The organism is Brachybacterium sp. 107, from assembly GCF_052379725.1.
Classification (GTDB): domain Bacteria; phylum Actinomycetota; class Actinomycetes; order Actinomycetales; family Dermabacteraceae; genus Brachybacterium.
Map to the genome: position 1 here is coordinate 46,995 of NZ_JBQSYW010000011.1, position 17,610 is coordinate 64,604.

Below are 17,610 nucleotides of genomic sequence, written 5' to 3' on the forward strand. Positions count from 1 at the left end.
GATGCCGCCGGGCGGTGACTGCCGCCCTTTTCAGCTGCCCATCGGCTGCGCTGCCGAGGCCGTCCCGCTCCGGCCAGCGCCCTGCTGGATAGGCTCGCCCTGAGTACCGACGCCGTTGCTGCACGAGGAGGCCCCTGATGCCCAGCCCTGAACACCTCGACGCCATCACGCAGGACGACCTGATCGCCACCGGCGCCACCCGCTGGGCCGGCGACGCCGACGTGATCGGCGCTTTCGTGGCCGAGATGGACTTCGGCATCGCCGAGCCGATCACCGAGCGTCTGCATGTCGAGGTGGATCGCGGAGCCTTCGGCTACCTCCCCGCCCACCTGGCGACCGAGCTGCACGGGGCCACCGCCGGCTTCCTGCAGCGCCGCACGGGCTGGACCGTCGACCCCGCGCACATCCACGAGATGCCCGACGTCATCTCCGTGTTCCAGGCCGTGATCGGGAACTTCCTGCGGCCGGACTCGAAGATCATCGTGCCCACCCCGGCCTACATGCCCTTCCTCGAGGTCCCCGAGCTCATGGGCCGCGAGATCCTCGAGGTCGAGATGCTGGTGGAGGATTCCGGCGACTCCGGTGTGCACTACTCCTACGACCTCGCCGCGATCGAGGCGGCGTTCGACGCGGGCGGTGAGCTGCTGGTGCTGTGCAACCCGCACAACCCGACGGGCCGGGTGTTCACCCGCGAGGAGATGGAACCGCTCGTCGAGCTGGTGGACCGCAAGGGCGGGCGCGTGTTCTCCGACGAGATCTGGCTGCCGCTGGTGCTGGAGGGCGAGCACATCCCCTACGCCTCTCTCAGCGAGACCGCAGCCGGGCACACGATCACCGCGGTCGCCGCCTCCAAGGCGTTCAACCTGCCGGGGTTGAAGTGCGCCCAGCTGGTCACGAGCAACGACGCGGACCGCGAGCAGTGGGAGCGCGTGGGCCATTTCCCCATGCACGGCGCCGCGAACCTCGGGCTCGCCGCGACCGCCGCCGCCTACACCCAGGCCGAGGACTGGCTCGACGACATCGTCGGCTACCTGCGACGCAACCGCGAGACCCTGGTGGAGCTCGTCGCTTCCCTGCTGCCGAAGGCGCGCCTGACCACGATGGAAGGCACCTATGTGGCATGGCTCGACCTGCGCGTCTACGGCATCGAGGGGTCGCTGCACGACCATCTGCTCGAGCGCGCCCGGGTGGAATGCACCGAGGGCACCGCCTGCGGATCGGCGTGGTCCGGGCACGTGCGCCTCATCTATGCGATGCCGCGCCCGCTCCTGATCGAGGCGATCACCCGCATCGTCCGCGTGCTGGAACCGGGCCGCGCTGACGGGTGAGACACCGGGCAGGTGGGGCCGATGCGACCGATGGCCTGTCAGTCCTTCCAGGCCCGGTCAGTCACTCCAGAGGTTGGGGCCCGTCGAGTTCGCGGAGATGGTGAGTTTCGCGGACCAGTTCGGCCAGGCACGCCAGCCGTTGGGCTTCGCGTAGCAATGACCCTCAGCCTCCTCGCCCTCGGCGACCACCTGGAGCGCGGGCAGGTCCTCGTCGCAGCGTGGCGCGTCGTACGGCGAGTCACCCTTCTGGGACTCGGCAACCGTCTGCTGGGCCTCGAGGTGGATGGCGCGGTCGGTGACCACGACCTCCTGCTCCAGCACCGTGTAGTGAATGGTGTCCCTGTCGATCACCGTCTGCTCGCCGGAGGTGACGGTCAGGTTCGAGACATCATCGACCTGAATCGTCGAGCGGACCGGCTGGTCATCGACGGTCACCGTGCACTCGTAGGTGGTGCTGTCGGAGGTCGTGCACTCCGAGCTGGTGGGCAGCTCCATCTTCGCCTGCTCGAGCACGCGGCGCTCCATCGCGTAGCGCAGCACGCCGGCGACCATCTCCTCCTCGGTCGTGGCGCCCTCGACGCCCTCCTCCGCGGGATCCGGGATCGACGGTGCGCCCAGCTCCGCCTTCAGGCCCGTGGGGACGGGGTCCCCGGAGCCGCCGCGCACGTCGATGCGCGGGGCGATCAGCACGGCGGCCACCACGAGCGCGGCGATCACGAGCAGGATGACCCAGCCGGGAAGCGAGCCTCCCTCCTCCTCGGAGTGTCCGCCGGACGGGCCGGCGCCTGCGGGCGCAGCGGCATTCGGGGGAGTTTCTGCACTCATGTCGATCAGGGTAGAAAGGTCACCGGGAGAGCGCAATTCGGGCGATGACGTGCAGCGCCCCGGCCACGGCCCGGCCCCGTCACCCACCGCAGACCATCACGTCCGCAGGTGCGAGGCCCCGTTCAGATCCAGTACCGCGCCGGAGGCCCACTGCGCTGCGGGCGAGGTGAGGTACAGGATCGCGGCGGCGACCTCCTCGGCCGTCCCTACCCGTCCGAAGGGGCTCTGCGCCCGCAGGTCGTCCCCGGCAGGGCCCTCGAGCTTGGGCTGCTGGCGCTCGGTGCCGATGAATCCCGGCGCGACCGACGCCACCGTGATGCCGTGCGGGGCCAGCGCGAGTGCCATCGACTGGCCGAAGGCATGCAGGCCCGCCTTCGCCGCCCCGTAGGCAGGGGCGTCGGGCTCACCGCGGAATGCGCCGCGGGAGCCGACGTTCACGATCACCCCGGGCGCCTTCCGGGCGATCAGGCCGCGCGCCATCAGGTAGGTGAGGTTCGCTGGCGCCGTGAGGTCCACGTCGAGCATCCGCGTGAAGCGCTGCTGCCAGGCGGCGTAGTCGGTGCCGTCCACCCGGTGGTCGGTGCCCGGACCGGGCGCGATCCCGGCGTTGTTGACCAGGATGTCGAGCTGCCCCAGGCCCCGCTCGGCCTCCTCGATGACGGACCGGGCGATCTCCGGATCGGAGAGGTCACCGGCCACGAGCACATGACCCTCGCCGTGCAGCAGGCCCAGCGTCTCCTCTGCGGCCGCGGCGTTCGACCCGTAGTGCACCGCCACCTTCTCGCCGCGTGCGCTCAGCGCGATCGCCGTGGCCCGGCCGATCCCGCGGGATGCTCCCGTGACCAGTGCACATCTCATCGTGGTTCCTCTCCGTCGGCTCGTCGGCCCGTCGTCCCTCCACCATGCCGGACAGCGCGGGGCCGACGAGCGCGGCGCACCGGCGACCACGGACGCCATCGTTCTGCGTTCTGCGTTCTGCGCCCTGTGCCCTACGCTTGGTGCTTGGGGCTCTGCGCCGTGGTCGGCGGGCGCCCCTCCGGGGAGGGACGACAGCTGCGGTAGCGTGCGAGCGATGACGAACGATATGGCCCGGCCGGGTCTTGGGCCACACCTGCTGGGACCCGAGCTGGTGGACCTCGGCCCCCTGGGGAGAACCAGCACGGGCCGAGGGCTGAGCGTTCTTCTCGCGATGCTGGTGCTGCTGGGGCTGGGAGTGCTCATCGCCGTCGGGATCCTGGTGGTGCACGCCATCGTCTACGGTGAACCGTCGTCTGCACTCGTCGGCGGGGTGGTGGCGGTCATCGCTCTGCCAGGTATCGGCGGGCTCTGCTTCTTCGCCCTGCGCACCCTGCAGTCCTCCCTTGCGATCCATGAGCACGGGATGGTGGCTCGGCAGCCGTTCTCCGGGACTCTCGTGATCTCCTGGGCAGAGGTGGCCGAGATCATCCACCCCCGGTACCCGACCCGGTATGCGGCCTTCATGGTCGCGCTGACCTCCGGGCGCTGGGTGGGGATCGGGCGCCTCAAGCTCAATCCCCGCCGGGGTCCGGACCGGGCGTTCCACCCCCATCCCGACACCGCGCTCGTCCTGGACCACTACGCGCAGTGGTGCCGGCGCCACGGCCGCCCCATCGCCATACACAGCGCGGGCCTCTTCGGGAAGTGATCGCGCGTCCGTCGCCGCGGGACCCGTACCGGAAACTCCGGATGAACGTCGCACCAATTCGCCAGTGCACATAAGAGCACGCGTCGAGCACAACGGAGCGACGGCGTTACGGTGGATCCCGACGTGACCGGGCCCACTGCGGACGGTGGGCCACAGCAGGCAGGAGCCAGGCCGCTCCCGGAAGGACCACCATGACGTCGAACCGTGCCGCGGTGATGCCGGAGATCGGGACCCTCGAGATCCGCGATGTCCCCGCCCCCACCCCCACCCCGCTCCAGGCGCTGGTGCGCATCGAAGCCGTCGGGGTCTGCGGCTCCGACACCGCCTACTTCCAGGTCGGCTACATCGGCGACTGGGTGGTCGACGGCCCGCTGATTCTCGGGCACGAGGCCGCAGGCACCGTGATCGCCGTCGGCGACGAGGTGACGACCGTGCAGGTGGGGGATCGGGTCGCGATCGAACCCGGCACCCCGTGCCGCCAGTGCCACGAGTGCATGGCCGGTCGGTACCACCTGTGCCCGGACTTCATCTTCCTCGCCACCCCGCCCTACGACGGCGCCCTCGTCGAGCAGCTCGCGATCGACTCGCGCCAGCTGTTCCCGCTCCCGGACTCGATGTCCTTCGAGGCGGGCGCGATGTGCGAACCCCTCTCCGTCGGCCTCTGGGCCTGCCGCCGCGCGAACCTCCAGCCCGGCGACCACGTGCGCGTCACCGGCGCCGGACCGGTCGGGATCCTCGCCGCGCAGGTCGCCCGCGCCGAGGGCGCCGCCGACGTCGTCGTCTCCGACATCTCCGAGTTCCGCCTCGAGCTGGCCCGCAGCCTCGGCTTCCGCACCGAGCTCGCCGGAGCCGTCCCGGCCGAGCGCGGCCACGAGGACGCCGACGTGCTCCTCGAATGCTCCGGGGCGCCCACAGCGCTCGCCGAGGGTCTGTGGCGGCTGCGCACCAACGGCCGGGCTGCGATGGTGGGCATGCCCAAGCAGGACGTCTCCCTCCCGTTGTCGCGGCTCAACGTCAAGGAGATCTCGATCGGCCTGGTCAACCGTTATGCGCACACCTGGCCCACCGCCATCGCGCTGGTCTCCAGCGGCCGCATCGACGTCGAATCGATCATCACCCACCGCTTCGACCTCGCGGACACCGAGGCCGCGATCACCCTCGCCCAGCGGGTTCCCGACTCGATGAAGGCCGTCATCTACCCCGGCGGCCTCCCCGATGCCGAGCACCCACGGGAGGTCCGATGAGCACCAGCACCACGGCGCCGGTGAGGTCGCGGAAGGACGCCACGACCTCGATGCCGTCGCTGCCGCCCCTGTCGACGGAGCGCCTCGCCGCCCGCCGCAAGCGACTGCGCCGCGGCTACGGCCTGTTCGCCCTGTTCGCCTTCCCCAACCTCGCGCTCATCGCCGTCTTCGCGTACTGGCCGATCGTCGCGAACCTCTACCTGAGCCTCACCAGCTGGGACTTCATCTCCCCTGAGCCGCTCTTCGTGGGGCTCACGAACTACACCTCGATGCTCGTCTCACCCTCCTTCCACAAGGTGCTGTGGGTGTCCCTGGTATGGGTGGTCGTCGTGGTCGGCATCAGCCTCGTGCTCGGGGTGCTGCTGGCGGCGCTGTTCTCCAAGAAGCTGCCCGGTACCTCGGTCGCCACGGGCATCGTGTTCACCCCGCACGTCGTCTCCGGCGCCGCGCTCGCGGTGGTGTGGCTGTTCATCTTCGACCCCAACTACGGCCTGGCCCGCGTGGTCTTCAACCTCTTCGGGGCGGATTCGCCGAGCTGGACCACGGACGCGGACTGGGCCCTGCCCGCGCTGCTGATCGTCTCGATCTGGAAAGGCGTCGGCTTCGTCTCGATCGTGTATCTCGCGGGCATCCAGGGCCTGCCCACCGACGTCCTCGAAGCCGCCGAGCTCGACGGTGCCAGCTCCTTCCAGACCTTCACCCGGGTGATCCTGCCGCTGCTCTCGCCCACCACGTTCTTCCTGGTCATCACCCAGACCATCGGTGCCTTCCAGGCGTTCGACGTGATCGCGGTGATGACCAACGGCGGACCCGCCTCGTCCACCACCACGCTGAGCTGGTTCATCTACGAGCAGGCGTTCCTTCGTTCCAACGTCGGCCTCTCCGCCGCCGCCGGCACCGTCATGTTCGTGATCCTCATGGTCATCACGGCCCTGCAGTTTCGATTCGTCGAGAAGAAGGTGCACTACTGATGGCGAATCCCACGACCACCCGCACGGCGGCCGACGGGGCCCAGCGGGCCGATGAGAGCGTCGACAGCTCCTCCGGCAGCGCCGGGCCCGCCCGTCGCCGTCGCCCGAGCTCCCTGAAGCGCACCTGGTGGGGATACCTGCTGCTGATCGCCGTGGGCCTGGTCTTCCTCATCCCGCTGTACATGCTGCTGTCCACGTCGTTCAAGACCAACGGGGACATCTACTCCTGGCCCATGAAGTGGCTGCCCAGCGAGCTGACCTTCGACAACATGCGCGAGGCCTGGCGGATCGCGCCGTTCGGGGCGTTCATCAAGAACTCGGTGATCGTCACGGTCATCGGCGCGACGCTCAAGGTGGTGCTCGCCGTCTTCGCGGCCTACGCCTTCGCGTTCCTGCCCTTCCCGGGCAAGAAGTGGCTGTTCGTGGTGATGCTCGGCGCGCTCATGGTCCCCGGTCACGTCACGCTGCTGGTCAACTACATCACGATGGGCAACATGGGCCTGATCAACACCTACGCGGGCCTGATCCTGCCGGGGGTGGCCTCCGCCTTCGGCACCTTCCTGCTGCGCCAGCACTTCATGTCGCTGCCCGCCGAGGTGTTCGAGGCCGCCGAGGTGGACGGCTGCGGTCACCTGCGCCGGCTGGTCTCCTTCACGCTGCCGATGTCGATCCCGGCCGTGGCCACCGTGGCCCTGGTCGCCGTCATCGACGAGTGGAACAACTTCGTGTGGCCGCTGATCATCACCAACTCGGTGAACATGCGCACCCTGCCCATCGGGCTGATGTACCTGAAGTCCAACGACGGCCTGACCAACTGGGGCGTGCTGATGTCCGGCACCCTCATCGTGGTGCTCCCGATGCTGTTCGTGTTCCTGTGCGCCCAGCGCTACATCGTCTCCGGGCTCACCGGCGCCGCCGCCGGCAACGGCCGCTGAGCACCGTGCCCCGTCCTGCAAGGAGAGCCATGCCTTCCACCCGTTCCCGCGGGCGCTCCGCCCGCCCCCGCACCCCCTCGCGCCGGCAGCTGCTGGGCGCCGGCCTGCTCGCCGCCGGGACGCCGTTGCTGGGCGGCTGCTTCGGCCTCGGCGACACCGAGGGGCTCGTGCTCGAGCAGCCCGGCGGCGAGACCCCCGCCGAGTTCGCGGACCGCCAGCGCGTGGTCATCTGGAGCGCCTACACCGCGCACAACGCCGAGGTGATCCAGGCGAACATCGACGCCTTCCACGAGGCGCAGAGCGACATCTACGTCGAGGTGCAGATCTTCGACAGCTATGACGGCGTGGAGTCCAAGCTCTCCGCGAGCCTGCAGGCCCGCCAGGTGCCGGACATCGTCGTGTTCAGCGACGTGGTGTGGAACCGCTTCTACCTCGCGGAGGTGCTCGAGCCGCTCAAGGGCTACTTCGACGACTCCTTCGGCACCGACACCTACCACGAGCGGTTCCTCGCCGAGGGCACCGTCAAGGACGACATCTGGTGGCTCCCCTTCGGCCGCTCGACGCCGCTGTTCTACTACAACCGCGAGATCTTCGACGCCGTGGGCCTCCCGGACCGCGCGCCGGAGACCTACACCGAGTACGCCGAGTGGGGCCGCGAGGTCACCGGCTACGAGTACCACGGCAACAAGGTCGCCATGCGCGCCTACATCGGGGGCGACGACTGGTACTTCTCGGGCTCGCTCTGGGCCTTCGGCGGCGCCTACTCCGACGGCCTGGACATGACGCTGACCTCGGACGAGTCGATCGCCGCTCTCGAGTACGACCGGAAGTTCATCCACGACGACGGCTCGGGCTATCTCGCGGCCGACGCGACCGGCGACTTCTCCTCCGGTGCCTGCGCCACCGCCCTGCAGTCCACGGGCAGCCTGTCCGGCATCAAGGAGGCCGCGACCTTCGACTTCGGCTGCGGGTTCCTGCCCCAGGAGGTCACCACGGGTGTGCCCACCGGCGGCGGCGGGCTGTCGATCATGAAGTACGCCTCCGCGCAGCGGAAGCAGGCCGCCTGGGAGGTCATCAAGTTCCTCAGCACCGGGCAGGCCTCGATCGACTGGACCCTGGGCAGCGGCTACGTGCCCACCACGAAGGACGCGATGGAGTCCGACGAGATCGCGGCGCGCTCCGCCGAGGACCCCCGCTATCAGGTCGGCATCGACCAGCTCGAGGTCGCGCAGGGGCCCGACGTGGCCCGGCGCTATGTGCCCGAGACGATCGTCGAGGCCAAGAACGCCATCCAGTCCGTCTACTCGGCCGGAGAGGACGCCGAGAAGGTGCTGACCAGGATGGAGAAGGAGCTGGAGCCCGCGATCGACCGGGTCCGGGAGAAGTACGAACAGAGAGTGGGAGAGTGAGAGGCACGATGGGAAAGATGCTGATCGTGGGGCACCGCGGAGCGATGGCGCACGCCCCCGAGAACAGCCTGGAGGGCTACGCGCTCGCCGAGGAGATCGGGGTCGACGAGATCGAGCTCGACGTGCGCCTCAGCGCCGACGAGGAGCTGTTCCTCCTGCACGACGCGACGCTGGACCGCACCGCCGGCGAGGACTCCGCCCGCGACCTCGGTCCGGCCGGGGACATGACCCTCGCGCAGCTGCGCTCGGTGGTGCTGGACTCCGGCACGGGAGTCGTGACGCTGGGGGAGATGTACGAGGCGACCAGCACCGTCATCCAGCTCGAGATCAAGGCACCGGAGACGGTCCCATACCTCGCGAGACACTTCGCGGACCACCCCGACCATGCGGCGCGCACCCAGCTCACCAGCTTCAAGGAGGAGCCGTTGCGCGAGGCCAGGGAGCTGTTCCCCGATGTGCCGCGCGGCATCATCCGCCACAACATCGCCACGGCGGAGGAGTTCGAGGGCGGCTGGCAGGCCCTGGTGGAGCACACCGGCGCGAGCCGGATCTGCATCGGCTTCGAGGGTCTCACCGAGGAGCACGTCCAGGGGATCCGGGACCGCGGCCTCGAGCTGCACCTGTGGCCGATGCGCTCGATCGAGAACATGCGCGAGGCGGTGCGCCTGGGGGCCGACGGCACCACGGCCGACGACCCCGCGCTCGCCATGGACTGGCTCCGCCAGGTCGAGTCCGAGGCGACCTCCGCCTGAGCAGTCTCCGCGAGCAGCGTGCGCCCGGGTGTGAGGGGCGTGCGGCCCGGAGCGAGGGCCTGCCGGATCACGAGGAACGAGGCCACAGATGGGTCAGTCGTCGTCCCCGATCTCCGCACAGATGCGGCACTACTATGCACTGATGAGCGCGCAGATGCCCCTGGACCAGCAGATCCTGCATGTGTACGTCGCCATGCAGAATCTCGCCCATGGTCGCACCGTCAACGACATCGCCGAGGAGATCGGCAAGTCGCGCTTCGTCACCGCACGCATGGTGCGGCGGGCTCGGGACCTCGGGCTGATCGAGGTGCGCCCGGCCGTAGCGGTCCCGATCGACGTGGACCTCTCGGCGCGGCTCGCCCAGCGCTACGGCCTGCAGTCCGCGCTCGTGGTCGCCACCCGATCGGCGCAGGACACCGAGGTGCGCGAGGCGATCGCCGCGGTCACCGCCCGCTTCATCCGCGAGACCGTGCAGGAGGACGACGTGCTCGGCTTCGCGCCGGGCCGCACCCTCGTGCTCGCCTCCCGCCAGATCGAGGTGCTGCCCAGTGCGGACGTCGTCCAGCTGACCGGCATCGGCTGGCCGCGGCTCGAGGACGGCGTCGAGGTCATCTCCAACATCGGCCGCGCGGCCGGGGGAGCGACCTCGCCGCTGTACGTCCCGATCCTCATCGACCCTGAAGCGACGCCGATCCTCCGCCATCCGGCGATCCAGGAGACGATGGCCAGGTTCCGGCACGTCCGCAAGGCCTTCCTCACCATCGGCGGCTGGCCGGATTCCTCGCTGCTGGCGCAGATCCTGGCCGAGAACGGGGAACGGGAGGCCTTCGAGGAGAGGGGAGTGGTGGCCGAGTTCGGCACCACGCTGCTGGACATCGAGGGCCGGAGCGTGAGCGGCCTCGAAGGCCGCTTCATCGGCATCCCCGAGGCGGAGCTGCGCCGGGTGCCGCTGCGGGTGGCGATCGGTGGTGGGGAGTGGAAAGAGCGCGGAGTGCTTGCGACGCTCCGCTCCGGGCTCGCCCACGTGATCATCACCGACGTGCGCTCGGCCGAGCTCGCTCTCGCCGCGGCGGATGTTCCCGACAAGCCTGTGTGAGGCCTGCCTCCTGGCCGGTGCGGATCGGCGGCTCGCCGCCCGTCGGGCAGCCCTCGGAAGGTACGGCGCTCGGGGGAAAACGCCAGTCGGGTCAGGTGGTGCCATACTGGAAGAGCGTGCTTGTGATCGTGGTCACATCGACGAGAAGGGAGTGTCATGGACGGGCAAGGGGGTGTCATGGACAGGCGGAGCACTCGAGCGGATCCCAGCTCGGTACGCCGCTGGAACGAATATGCCGTGGTCCAGTCCCTCCGGACCCGTGGACCGCAGCGGATCACCCAGCTGGTCAGCTCCACCGGCCTCTCCCAGGCGACGCTCGCCGAAGTGATGCGGGGTGTCGCCGCCAAGGGCTGGGCCGAGGTCGGTGCCGCCCGGGCCAGCGGGCCGGGCAGGCCGTCGCAGGTGTTCAGCGCGCGCATCCCGAGCGGGCACGTGCTGGGGATCGACGTCGGCATCCACACCGTGCGCGGCGTCCTCTCCGATCTGGCCGGGGCCCCCCTGATGCATATCGAGCGCGCCGTGCCCACGGGGCCCGTCGGCCGGGACTCCTCCCCGGCGCACGAGGTCGTCGCGGACGTCGTGGCCGAGTGCACGAAGGGGGTCGACGACGTGTGGGTGACGTCCCTGGCGGTGCCCGGCACGGTCGACGATGGCGGGCAGCTGACCCGTTCGATGTCGTTCCCCGCCTGGGAGGGGCGCAGGCCCGGAGATATTCTGCAGGCGCAGATCCGTGGACACGCGATGACCAGCAACGACGTGATCGCTGCGCTGTGGGCGGAGCACGAGGCGGGAGTGGCCCGTGGCCACGGCGACGTGGTGCAGATCCAGCTCGGGCGGCGACCCTCCATGGCCATGCTGATGGGCGGCGCTCCCCATCGGGGCGTCCACTTCATCGCCGGGGACCTGTCCATGAGCACGTTGATCCCCGCTGAGGACTCCCTGGACTGGCTGGATGACTTCCAGGCCGCGCGCGACCCCCTGCGAGAGGCGGTGCGCGCCGCGCTCGCCGGCGACGAAGCTGTGCAGGACGGGGCGCGGGACTACGTGCTCCAGATCGCGCGGGCGCTCGCCCTGGCCGCCACCCTCGTGGATCCGTCCCTGGTCGTGATCGGCGGCGCCCTGACCCCGCTCGCCGCGTACTTCGAGGACGACCTGCGCAGCTATCTCGAGAGCCACGTCCAGATCGCTCCGGCGATGGGCATCTCGCAGCTCGATCAGTTCGCGAGCGCCCACGGGGCCGCGCTGCTCGCCACCCGCGACATCCTGTCCTCCCTCGCCGATCCGACGACGGGGCTGCGGCCGTTCACCCGCGCGGCGTACGCGGAGAGCGCCGCGTCCTAGCAGGCCGGACCGACCCGGCCGACGCACGCTGGACAGAGCCACGCCGGACCCGAGCGTGCAGGACCGGAGCGCTCAGCGCCGCCAGAAGAAGCAGTGGATGACGCCGCTGGGTGCCTCGACCTGCTCCAGATGGAAGCGGTCCGTGAGCTCCGCCGGGGAGTCCCACAGGCGCAGACCTCTGCCGTACTCGAGCGGCGCGATCGCCACGTGCATCTCATCGACAAGGTCCGCCTCGAGGAACTGGCGGACGGTGGAGACCCCGCCGCCGATGCGCACATCCTTCCCGTCGGCCGCCTCGAAGGCCTGCGCGAGCACCTCGTGCGGGGTCCCGCCGACGAAGTGGAAGGTGGTGTCCGAGAGGTTGAACGACGCGCGCGGGTGATGGGTCATCACGAACACGGGAGTGTGGAACGGCGGCTCCTCGCCCCACCAGCCGGTCCACTCCTCGTCCGGCCACGGGCCGCGGACGGGACCGAACTTGTTGCGACCCATGATCTCGGCACCGATGTTCCGGGAGAAGTCGCGGGTCAGGCGATCCTCGAGGCCCCGCGAACCGCCGCCATCGGAGCGACCGGGGAAGTTCGCGGTCTCGAAGGCCCAGGCCATCAGCTCCCCGGGATTCACGGGACCGGTGCCCACGGTCCCGAAAGGATGCTCGAGGTCCTGGTCCTCCCCGGCACCGAAACCGTCGCCGGAGATGGTGAAGTTCTGGATCCTGACCCGCTGGGGCTGTTCTCGTGGCGTCATCGCACACTTCCTGTCGAGGCAGCGGCGGCGTGCCGCTGGCCGGTCACGCTACTCCGTCCCGTCCCGTCCCGTTCCGTCCCGTCCCTGTGGGAGCTGGGCGTCGCGACCCCGGACGCGTCGAGGGCGGCCCCACCAGGTGGAGCCGCCCTCGGATCAGGTCGACGTCGGCGCTGGGCCGATGCCGTCCCCGCAGATCAGTCGGTCTTGTCCTTCTTGCCGAACATCCCGCCGACCGCGCCCTTCACGGTGTCGCGGGCGTCCTGGAGCTTGTCCTTGGCATCAGCCTTGCCCTGCTGGGCCTGGCCCTCTGCCTGGGTCTCCTTGTCTCCGGTGAGCTTGCCGAAGCCTTCCTTGGCCTGGCCGCCCATCTTGTCGGTCGCGTTCTCGAACTTCTCGTCTGCACTCATGAGGTGCCTCCTTCGTCGTAGCGAACACAGGATGCCTACAGTCCGGAGTATAAGAAACTCGGCCGGGAACCCACTGACCCCCCGGTCAGGCCCGGCCTTCCCAGCCGCCCGGCATCCCCCGCCACCTGGACCTCCGTGACGTCGAGCCCGCGATCACAGCGCAGGTGAGACAATCTTCGGACCGGACGAGAAGGACTCGTCGCGAGGACCCCTTCTGCGCGCCGACCCGGATGCGGCGCCGGATCCTCGTTCGTCGACGTCCTGGGAGACACCGATGCCCCTGGTCAGCTGGACCGAGAACGACGCTGTGCAGACGGCGCGGTGGAGCTCCGAGAACGGTGCCCCACCGCCCGCCGCTGTCGAGATCGCCGATGACACGCTCACCGCGAACGCCGCTCTGCGCCACCTGCGCTCCGGCAGCTCGCTGCTGTGGCGCGGAGACTTCCACAACGCCCGCCAGCTCCTCAAGGCCGTCTCCCGGCGCATCGATCACGGAACGATCTCCCGCAAGCTGGGCATCTCGGCCCTGTTCCGTGCGCATCGCGCGGAGCGGGCAGAACGCTCCCAGGTGCTCGGCGGCATCATCGTGCTCCTCGAGCCCGGGGGTCGTCTCGCGCTGCGCCGCGCCCCGGACATCGCGGACGCCTGCCGTGAGGCGTACGGCGAGCTGGAAGAGCCCACGCTGGTCTCGCTCACCGAGCTGCAGGGCGTCCTGAGCGCCTACCAATGGCATGAGCAGGGGGTCCCGGTCCCGGCGCTCGGTGCCCGCATCCACCCTCGTCACAGCGTCTTCTCGCCCTCGCGCTCCGAATACGTGGACCTCGTGGCCCGGGTGCCGCTGCCCACCACGAGGGAGCAGCTCACGGCCTTCGACATCGGCACCGGCACCGGGGTGCTGGCGGCGGTCCTCGCCCGACGGGGTGTGGTCAACGTGGTCGCCACCGATGTGAACCCCCGCGCCGTCGAGAGCGCCCGGGAGAACATCGAGCGACTCGAGCTGACGTCGGCGGTCACCGTGATCGAGACGGATCTCTTCCCGCCGGGGCGCGCCGACCTCGTGGTGTGCAACCCGCCGTGGCTGCCGGGGACCCCCACCTCCGCGCTCGAGCTGGGCATCTACGACGACGGCTCCACCATGCTGCGCGGCTTCCTCACGGGCCTCGCCGATCACCTCACCCCCGGAGGAGAGGGCTGGCTGGTGCTGTCCGACCTCGCCGAGCACCTCGAGCTGCGCAGCCGCGACGAGCTGCTGCGCCTGATCCGCCGGGCCGGGCTGGAGGTGGCCGGCGAGGACTCGACCACGCCCCGCCACGGCCGCGCGGCCGACGCCCTGGACCTTCTCCACGCCGCCCGTCGCCAGGAGGTCACGACCCTGTGGCGCCTCCGCGACAAGGCCGCCTGACCCTGATCCCGTCGGCCGGCCATCGGGCGGACCGGGCTTGCGTCGTGCGCCGCGGCCTGTACTCTCCTGGCATGACGAACCGATGGTTTACCTATGCGAAGTCGGCCCTGGAGGGGCCGGCGATGCCATAGCGTCACCATCCCTTCAGAGCCGCCGGGGCAGAGCATTCGCTCTGCCCTTCGCCATTCCCGGCGGGCTCTGCATCGGGTCCGCTCTCCCTCAGGACAGGACCCATGACAGTTCTCGATACAGCCCCAGCCAGCACAAGCCCGGCGACCACAGCCTCTTCGGCGACCACAGCCTCCTCTGCTTCTTCTGCCACTTCGGCTTCGGCAGTCACCCCCGATCGCCACATCGCGAGCCTCACCCCGCTGCCCACCCCGGCCGAGCTCCTCGCCGAGCTGCCGCTGCGCCCTGATCTCGCCGATCTCGTGAGCAGTGCCCGCGACCAGGTGCGCGCAGTGCTCGAGGGCACCGATGACCGCCTGCTCGTCGTGGTGGGCCCCTGCTCGATCCATGACCCGGAGGCCGGGCTCGAATACGCCTGCCTGCTCGCCGGGATCCAGGAGGAGCTGGGCGATGACCTGCTGCTGGTGATGCGCACCTACTTCGAGAAGCCGCGCACCACCGTCGGCTGGAAGGGCCTGATCAACGACCCGCATCTCAACGGCAGCCACGACATCGCGACCGGTCTGCGGCGGGCCCGCGACTTCCTGCTCGACGTCACCGGGCTGGGCCTGCCCTGCGCCACGGAGTTCCTCGAGCCGATCAGCCCGCAGTACATCGCGGACCTCATCAGCTGGGGCGCGATCGGGGCCCGCACCACCGAATCGCAGATCCACCGCCAGCTCGCCTCCGGACTGTCCATGCCGATCGGGTTCAAGAACGGCACCGACGGCGGCATCCAGGTGGCGCTGGACGCGGTCGCGGCGGCGTCGTCCCCGCAGTCCTTCCTCGGGATCGGGGCCGACGGGCGGGCGAGCCTGGTCTCGACCACCGGCAACCCCGACGTGCACCTGATCCTGCGCGGCGGGGCCGACGGCCCGAACTGGGGGCCGGGCCCCGTGCGCACCGCCGCCGAACGTCTTGCCGGGCAGGGCCTTCCGCCCCGCCTGGTGATCGATGCGAGTCACGGCAACTCCGGCAAGGACCACGTGCGCCAGGCCGAGGTCGCCACGATGCTCGCCGACCAGATCGCTGTGGACGGCCGCGTAGCAGACGGCCGCGTGGCAGACGGCAGGGCGGCCGGCGGCGGGGCGATCGCCGGGATCATGCTCGAGAGCAACCTCGTCGCCGGCGCGCAGAAGCTCGACGTCGACGCCGGTCCGGCCGGTCTCGTGCGCGGGCAGTCCGTGACCGATGCGTGCATGGACTGGGACACCACCGCCGACGTGCTGCGTGCGCTCGCCGGCGGGGTGCGCAGGCGGCGAGGGGGTCACACCCTTCTCGTGGGCTGACCGGGCTGACCGGCCGAGCTCAGACCTCCTGGGCGGCCAGCGGGATCCGACCACCCGCGAGGACCATCTGCACCTGACGCTCCGAGAGCCGATGATGCAGGCCCACCTCACGGCCTCCGATCTGCGCCGTGACCGAGGTGCCGCTGCGGAGCGCCTCGTGCACGCCGTCGAGCACCACCTGGTCGCCCGTCCCGATGCGGGCGAGGTCCGCGGGATCGTCGAACTCGAGGGCGAGGATCCCGAAGTTCGCGAGGTTCTGCCAGTGGATCCGTGCGAAGCCCACTGCGATCACGGCCTTCAGGCCCAGGTGGCGCGGCGCGATCACCGCATGCTCACGGGAGGAGCCCTGGCCGTAGTTCTTCCCGGCCACGACCACGTGCCCGCCCTCGGCGGCCTGCGCGTTCCTCGGGTAGTCGGGGTCGATCCGGGTGAAGGCGAACTCGGAGATCTTGGGGATGTTGCTGCGGAAGGGCAGCACGCGGGACCCGGCGGGCAGGATCTCGTCGGTGGAGACGTCATCGCCCATCACCAGGATCGCGGGCACGTCCAGCTGGTCCTCGATCGGGGCGAAGTCCGGCAGCGAGGAGATGTTCGAGCCCTTGACCAGCTCGACCTCCGCCGCCTCCTCCGGGGGCAGGGGAGCGGCCAGCATCGAGGGCAGATGCGCGTACCGCTCGGGCATCGTCGGGCGCGGATATGTCAGGCCGTGGGACTCGGCGAGGGTGCGCGGATCGGTGATCTTCCCGGTCAGGGCGGCGGCCGCGGCGGTCTCGGGGGAGCACAGCCACACCGCGTCCTCCTCCGTGCCGGAGCGGCCCGGGAAGTTGCGGGGCATCGTGCGCAGCGAGTTGCGGCCCGCGGCGGGAGCCTGGCCCATGCCGATGCACCCCATGCAGCCGGACTGGTGGATGCGGGCTCCGGCCCCGACCAGCGAGGTCAGCCAGCCGCCGGTGATCAGATCCGCGAGCACCTCGCGGGAGGTGGGGTTGATGTCGACGGAGACCTGGTCGTGGCTCTGCTGCCCGGCGAGGATCTCGGCGACCACGGCGAAGTCCCGCAGCCCCGGGTTGGCGGAGGAGCCGACCACCACCTGGAACACCTCCTCGCCGGCCGCCTCGGCGACCGTCACCACGTTGCCGGGGGAGGAGGGGCGCGCGATCAGCGGCTCCAGGGTCGACAGGTCGATCTGCTCGGTGACGTCGTAGGACGCGCCGGCGTCGGCCTCCCAGCGTTCGAACGCGTCCTCGCGGCCGACGGCCCTCAGATAGTCGCGGGCCACGTCGTCGGCCGGGAAGACCGTCGCGGTCGCCCCCAGCTCCGCGCCCATGTTCGCGATGACGTGCCGGTCCATCGCCGTCAGCTGCGCGAGGCCCTCGCCGTGGTATTCGATGATGCGGCCCACGCCTCCGCTGACGCCGTGGCGGCGCAGCATCTCCAGCACCACATCCTTCGCGGAGACCCAGTCCGGCAGGGTGCCCGTCAGCTCCACGCCCCAGACGTCGGGCGTCGTGACGTACATCGGCTGCCCGGCCATCGCCATCGCGATCTCCAGACCGCCCACGCCGACGGCGAGCATGCCCAGCGCGCCCGCCGCGCACGTGTGGGAGTCGGAGCCGATCAGGAGCGCGCCGGGACGGCCGAAGTGGGCCTGATGCACCGGATGGGAGACCCCGTTGCCCGCCTGGGAGAACCACAGCCCGAACCGCTCGGCGGCGGAGCGCAGGAACATGTGGTCCTCGGGGTTCTTCTCGTCGGTCTGCAGCAGGTTGTGATCGACGTACTGCACCGACAGCTCGGTGCGGATCCGGTCCAGGCCCATGGCCTCGAGCTCCAGCATCACCATGGTGCCGGTGGCGTCCTGGGTGAGGGTCTGGTCCACGCGCAGCCCCACCTCGGCCCCGGGTGTGAGCTCACCGTCGACGAGGTGAGAGGCGAGAAGTTTCTGAGCGACGTTCCGTGCCACAGCGCAGTCCTCCTGGGGTAGCGGCCCGCCGTCGTCGGTCCGACGGTGGACCTCCCTGCCAGGGTAG

16 protein-coding genes are annotated in these 17,610 nt (G+C 70.2%); 11 read left to right on the top strand and 5 right to left on the bottom strand.

What is annotated here, in order from left to right:
• Positions 1-137: 137 nt before the first annotated feature.
• On the top strand, positions 138-1,328 hold the full coding sequence (locus ACT3UL_RS12700) for a MalY/PatB family protein (RefSeq protein WP_444578621.1): 1,191 nt from the start codon (positions 138-140) through the stop codon (positions 1,326-1,328).
• Positions 1,329-1,385: 57 nt separating this feature from the next.
• Here ACT3UL_RS12700 and ACT3UL_RS12705 read toward each other — a convergent pair whose 3' ends face one another.
• Entirely contained in the window at positions 1,386-2,153 is a 768-nt protein-coding gene (locus ACT3UL_RS12705) for a hypothetical protein (RefSeq protein WP_444578622.1), read from the bottom strand.
• A gap of 96 nt (positions 2,154-2,249) precedes the next feature.
• The gene (locus ACT3UL_RS12710; protein WP_444578623.1) at positions 2,250-3,011 is read right to left on the bottom strand and encodes an SDR family NAD(P)-dependent oxidoreductase; all 762 of its coding nucleotides are present in this window, start codon (positions 3,009-3,011) and stop codon (positions 2,250-2,252) included.
• 214 nt (positions 3,012-3,225) lie between these two features.
• On the opposite strand from ACT3UL_RS12710, the gene ACT3UL_RS12715 reads away from it, so the two are divergent.
• The 8 genes from ACT3UL_RS12715 to ACT3UL_RS12750 all read left to right on the top strand — a co-directional run bounded on the left by ACT3UL_RS12715 (position 3,226) and on the right by ACT3UL_RS12750 (position 11,567).
• Positions 3,226-3,819 (top strand): hypothetical protein, encoded by a 594-nt coding sequence (locus ACT3UL_RS12715; RefSeq protein ID WP_444578624.1) that lies wholly within the window; start codon positions 3,226-3,228, stop codon positions 3,817-3,819.
• Between the two features lie 191 nt (positions 3,820-4,010).
• On the top strand, positions 4,011-5,063 hold the full coding sequence (locus ACT3UL_RS12720; RefSeq protein ID WP_444578625.1) for an NAD(P)-dependent alcohol dehydrogenase: 1,053 nt from the start codon (positions 4,011-4,013) through the stop codon (positions 5,061-5,063).
• Positions 5,060-6,034, top strand: a complete 975-nt coding sequence (locus ACT3UL_RS12725) for a carbohydrate ABC transporter permease (protein WP_443412227.1) — start codon at positions 5,060-5,062, stop codon at positions 6,032-6,034. The genes ACT3UL_RS12720 and ACT3UL_RS12725 overlap by 4 nt, the downstream gene beginning before the upstream one ends.
• On the top strand, positions 6,034-6,969 hold the full coding sequence (locus ACT3UL_RS12730) for a carbohydrate ABC transporter permease (protein WP_444578626.1): 936 nt from the start codon (positions 6,034-6,036) through the stop codon (positions 6,967-6,969). Before ACT3UL_RS12725 ends, ACT3UL_RS12730 begins: the two co-directional genes overlap by 1 nt.
• Before the next feature lie 29 nt (positions 6,970-6,998).
• Positions 6,999-8,378, top strand: coding sequence for an ABC transporter substrate-binding protein (locus ACT3UL_RS12735; RefSeq protein WP_444578627.1), 1,380 nt, complete (start codon positions 6,999-7,001; stop codon positions 8,376-8,378).
• A gap of 8 nt (positions 8,379-8,386) precedes the next feature.
• Positions 8,387-9,130, top strand: a complete 744-nt coding sequence (locus ACT3UL_RS12740; RefSeq protein WP_444578628.1) for a glycerophosphodiester phosphodiesterase — start codon at positions 8,387-8,389, stop codon at positions 9,128-9,130.
• Between the two features lie 142 nt (positions 9,131-9,272).
• Entirely contained in the window at positions 9,273-10,226 is a 954-nt protein-coding gene (locus tag ACT3UL_RS12745) for a sugar-binding transcriptional regulator (protein ID WP_444578629.1), read from the top strand.
• 237 nt (positions 10,227-10,463) lie between these two features.
• The gene (locus ACT3UL_RS12750; protein WP_444578630.1) at positions 10,464-11,567 is read left to right on the top strand and encodes an ROK family protein; all 1,104 of its coding nucleotides are present in this window, start codon (positions 10,464-10,466) and stop codon (positions 11,565-11,567) included.
• Between the two features lie 72 nt (positions 11,568-11,639).
• Here the strand turns inward: ACT3UL_RS12750 and ACT3UL_RS12755 are convergent, their stop codons facing one another.
• Both ACT3UL_RS12755 and ACT3UL_RS12760 read right to left on the bottom strand, forming a co-directional pair.
• A complete protein-coding gene (locus ACT3UL_RS12755; RefSeq protein WP_444578631.1) occupies positions 11,640-12,314 on the bottom strand; it encodes a dihydrofolate reductase family protein in 675 nt (224 codons plus the stop codon).
• A 194-nt stretch (positions 12,315-12,508) separates the two neighbouring features.
• Positions 12,509-12,721 (bottom strand): CsbD family protein, encoded by a 213-nt coding sequence (locus ACT3UL_RS12760; protein ID WP_193116467.1) that lies wholly within the window; start codon positions 12,719-12,721, stop codon positions 12,509-12,511.
• 274 nt (positions 12,722-12,995) lie between these two features.
• Here ACT3UL_RS12760 and ACT3UL_RS12765 point away from each other — a divergent pair, with 274 nt between their 5' ends.
• Together ACT3UL_RS12765 and ACT3UL_RS12770 are read left to right on the top strand one after the other, a co-directional pair.
• Positions 12,996-14,123, top strand: coding sequence for a methyltransferase (locus ACT3UL_RS12765; RefSeq protein WP_444578632.1), 1,128 nt, complete (start codon positions 12,996-12,998; stop codon positions 14,121-14,123).
• A gap of 233 nt (positions 14,124-14,356) precedes the next feature.
• Positions 14,357-15,580, top strand: a complete 1,224-nt coding sequence (locus ACT3UL_RS12770) for a 3-deoxy-7-phosphoheptulonate synthase (protein ID WP_444578633.1) — start codon at positions 14,357-14,359, stop codon at positions 15,578-15,580.
• A 19-nt stretch (positions 15,581-15,599) separates the two neighbouring features.
• Here the strand turns inward: ACT3UL_RS12770 and ACT3UL_RS12775 are convergent, their stop codons facing one another.
• A complete protein-coding gene (locus ACT3UL_RS12775; protein WP_444578634.1) occupies positions 15,600-17,543 on the bottom strand; it encodes an aconitate hydratase in 1,944 nt (647 codons plus the stop codon).
• Positions 17,544-17,610 lie beyond the last annotated feature (67 nt).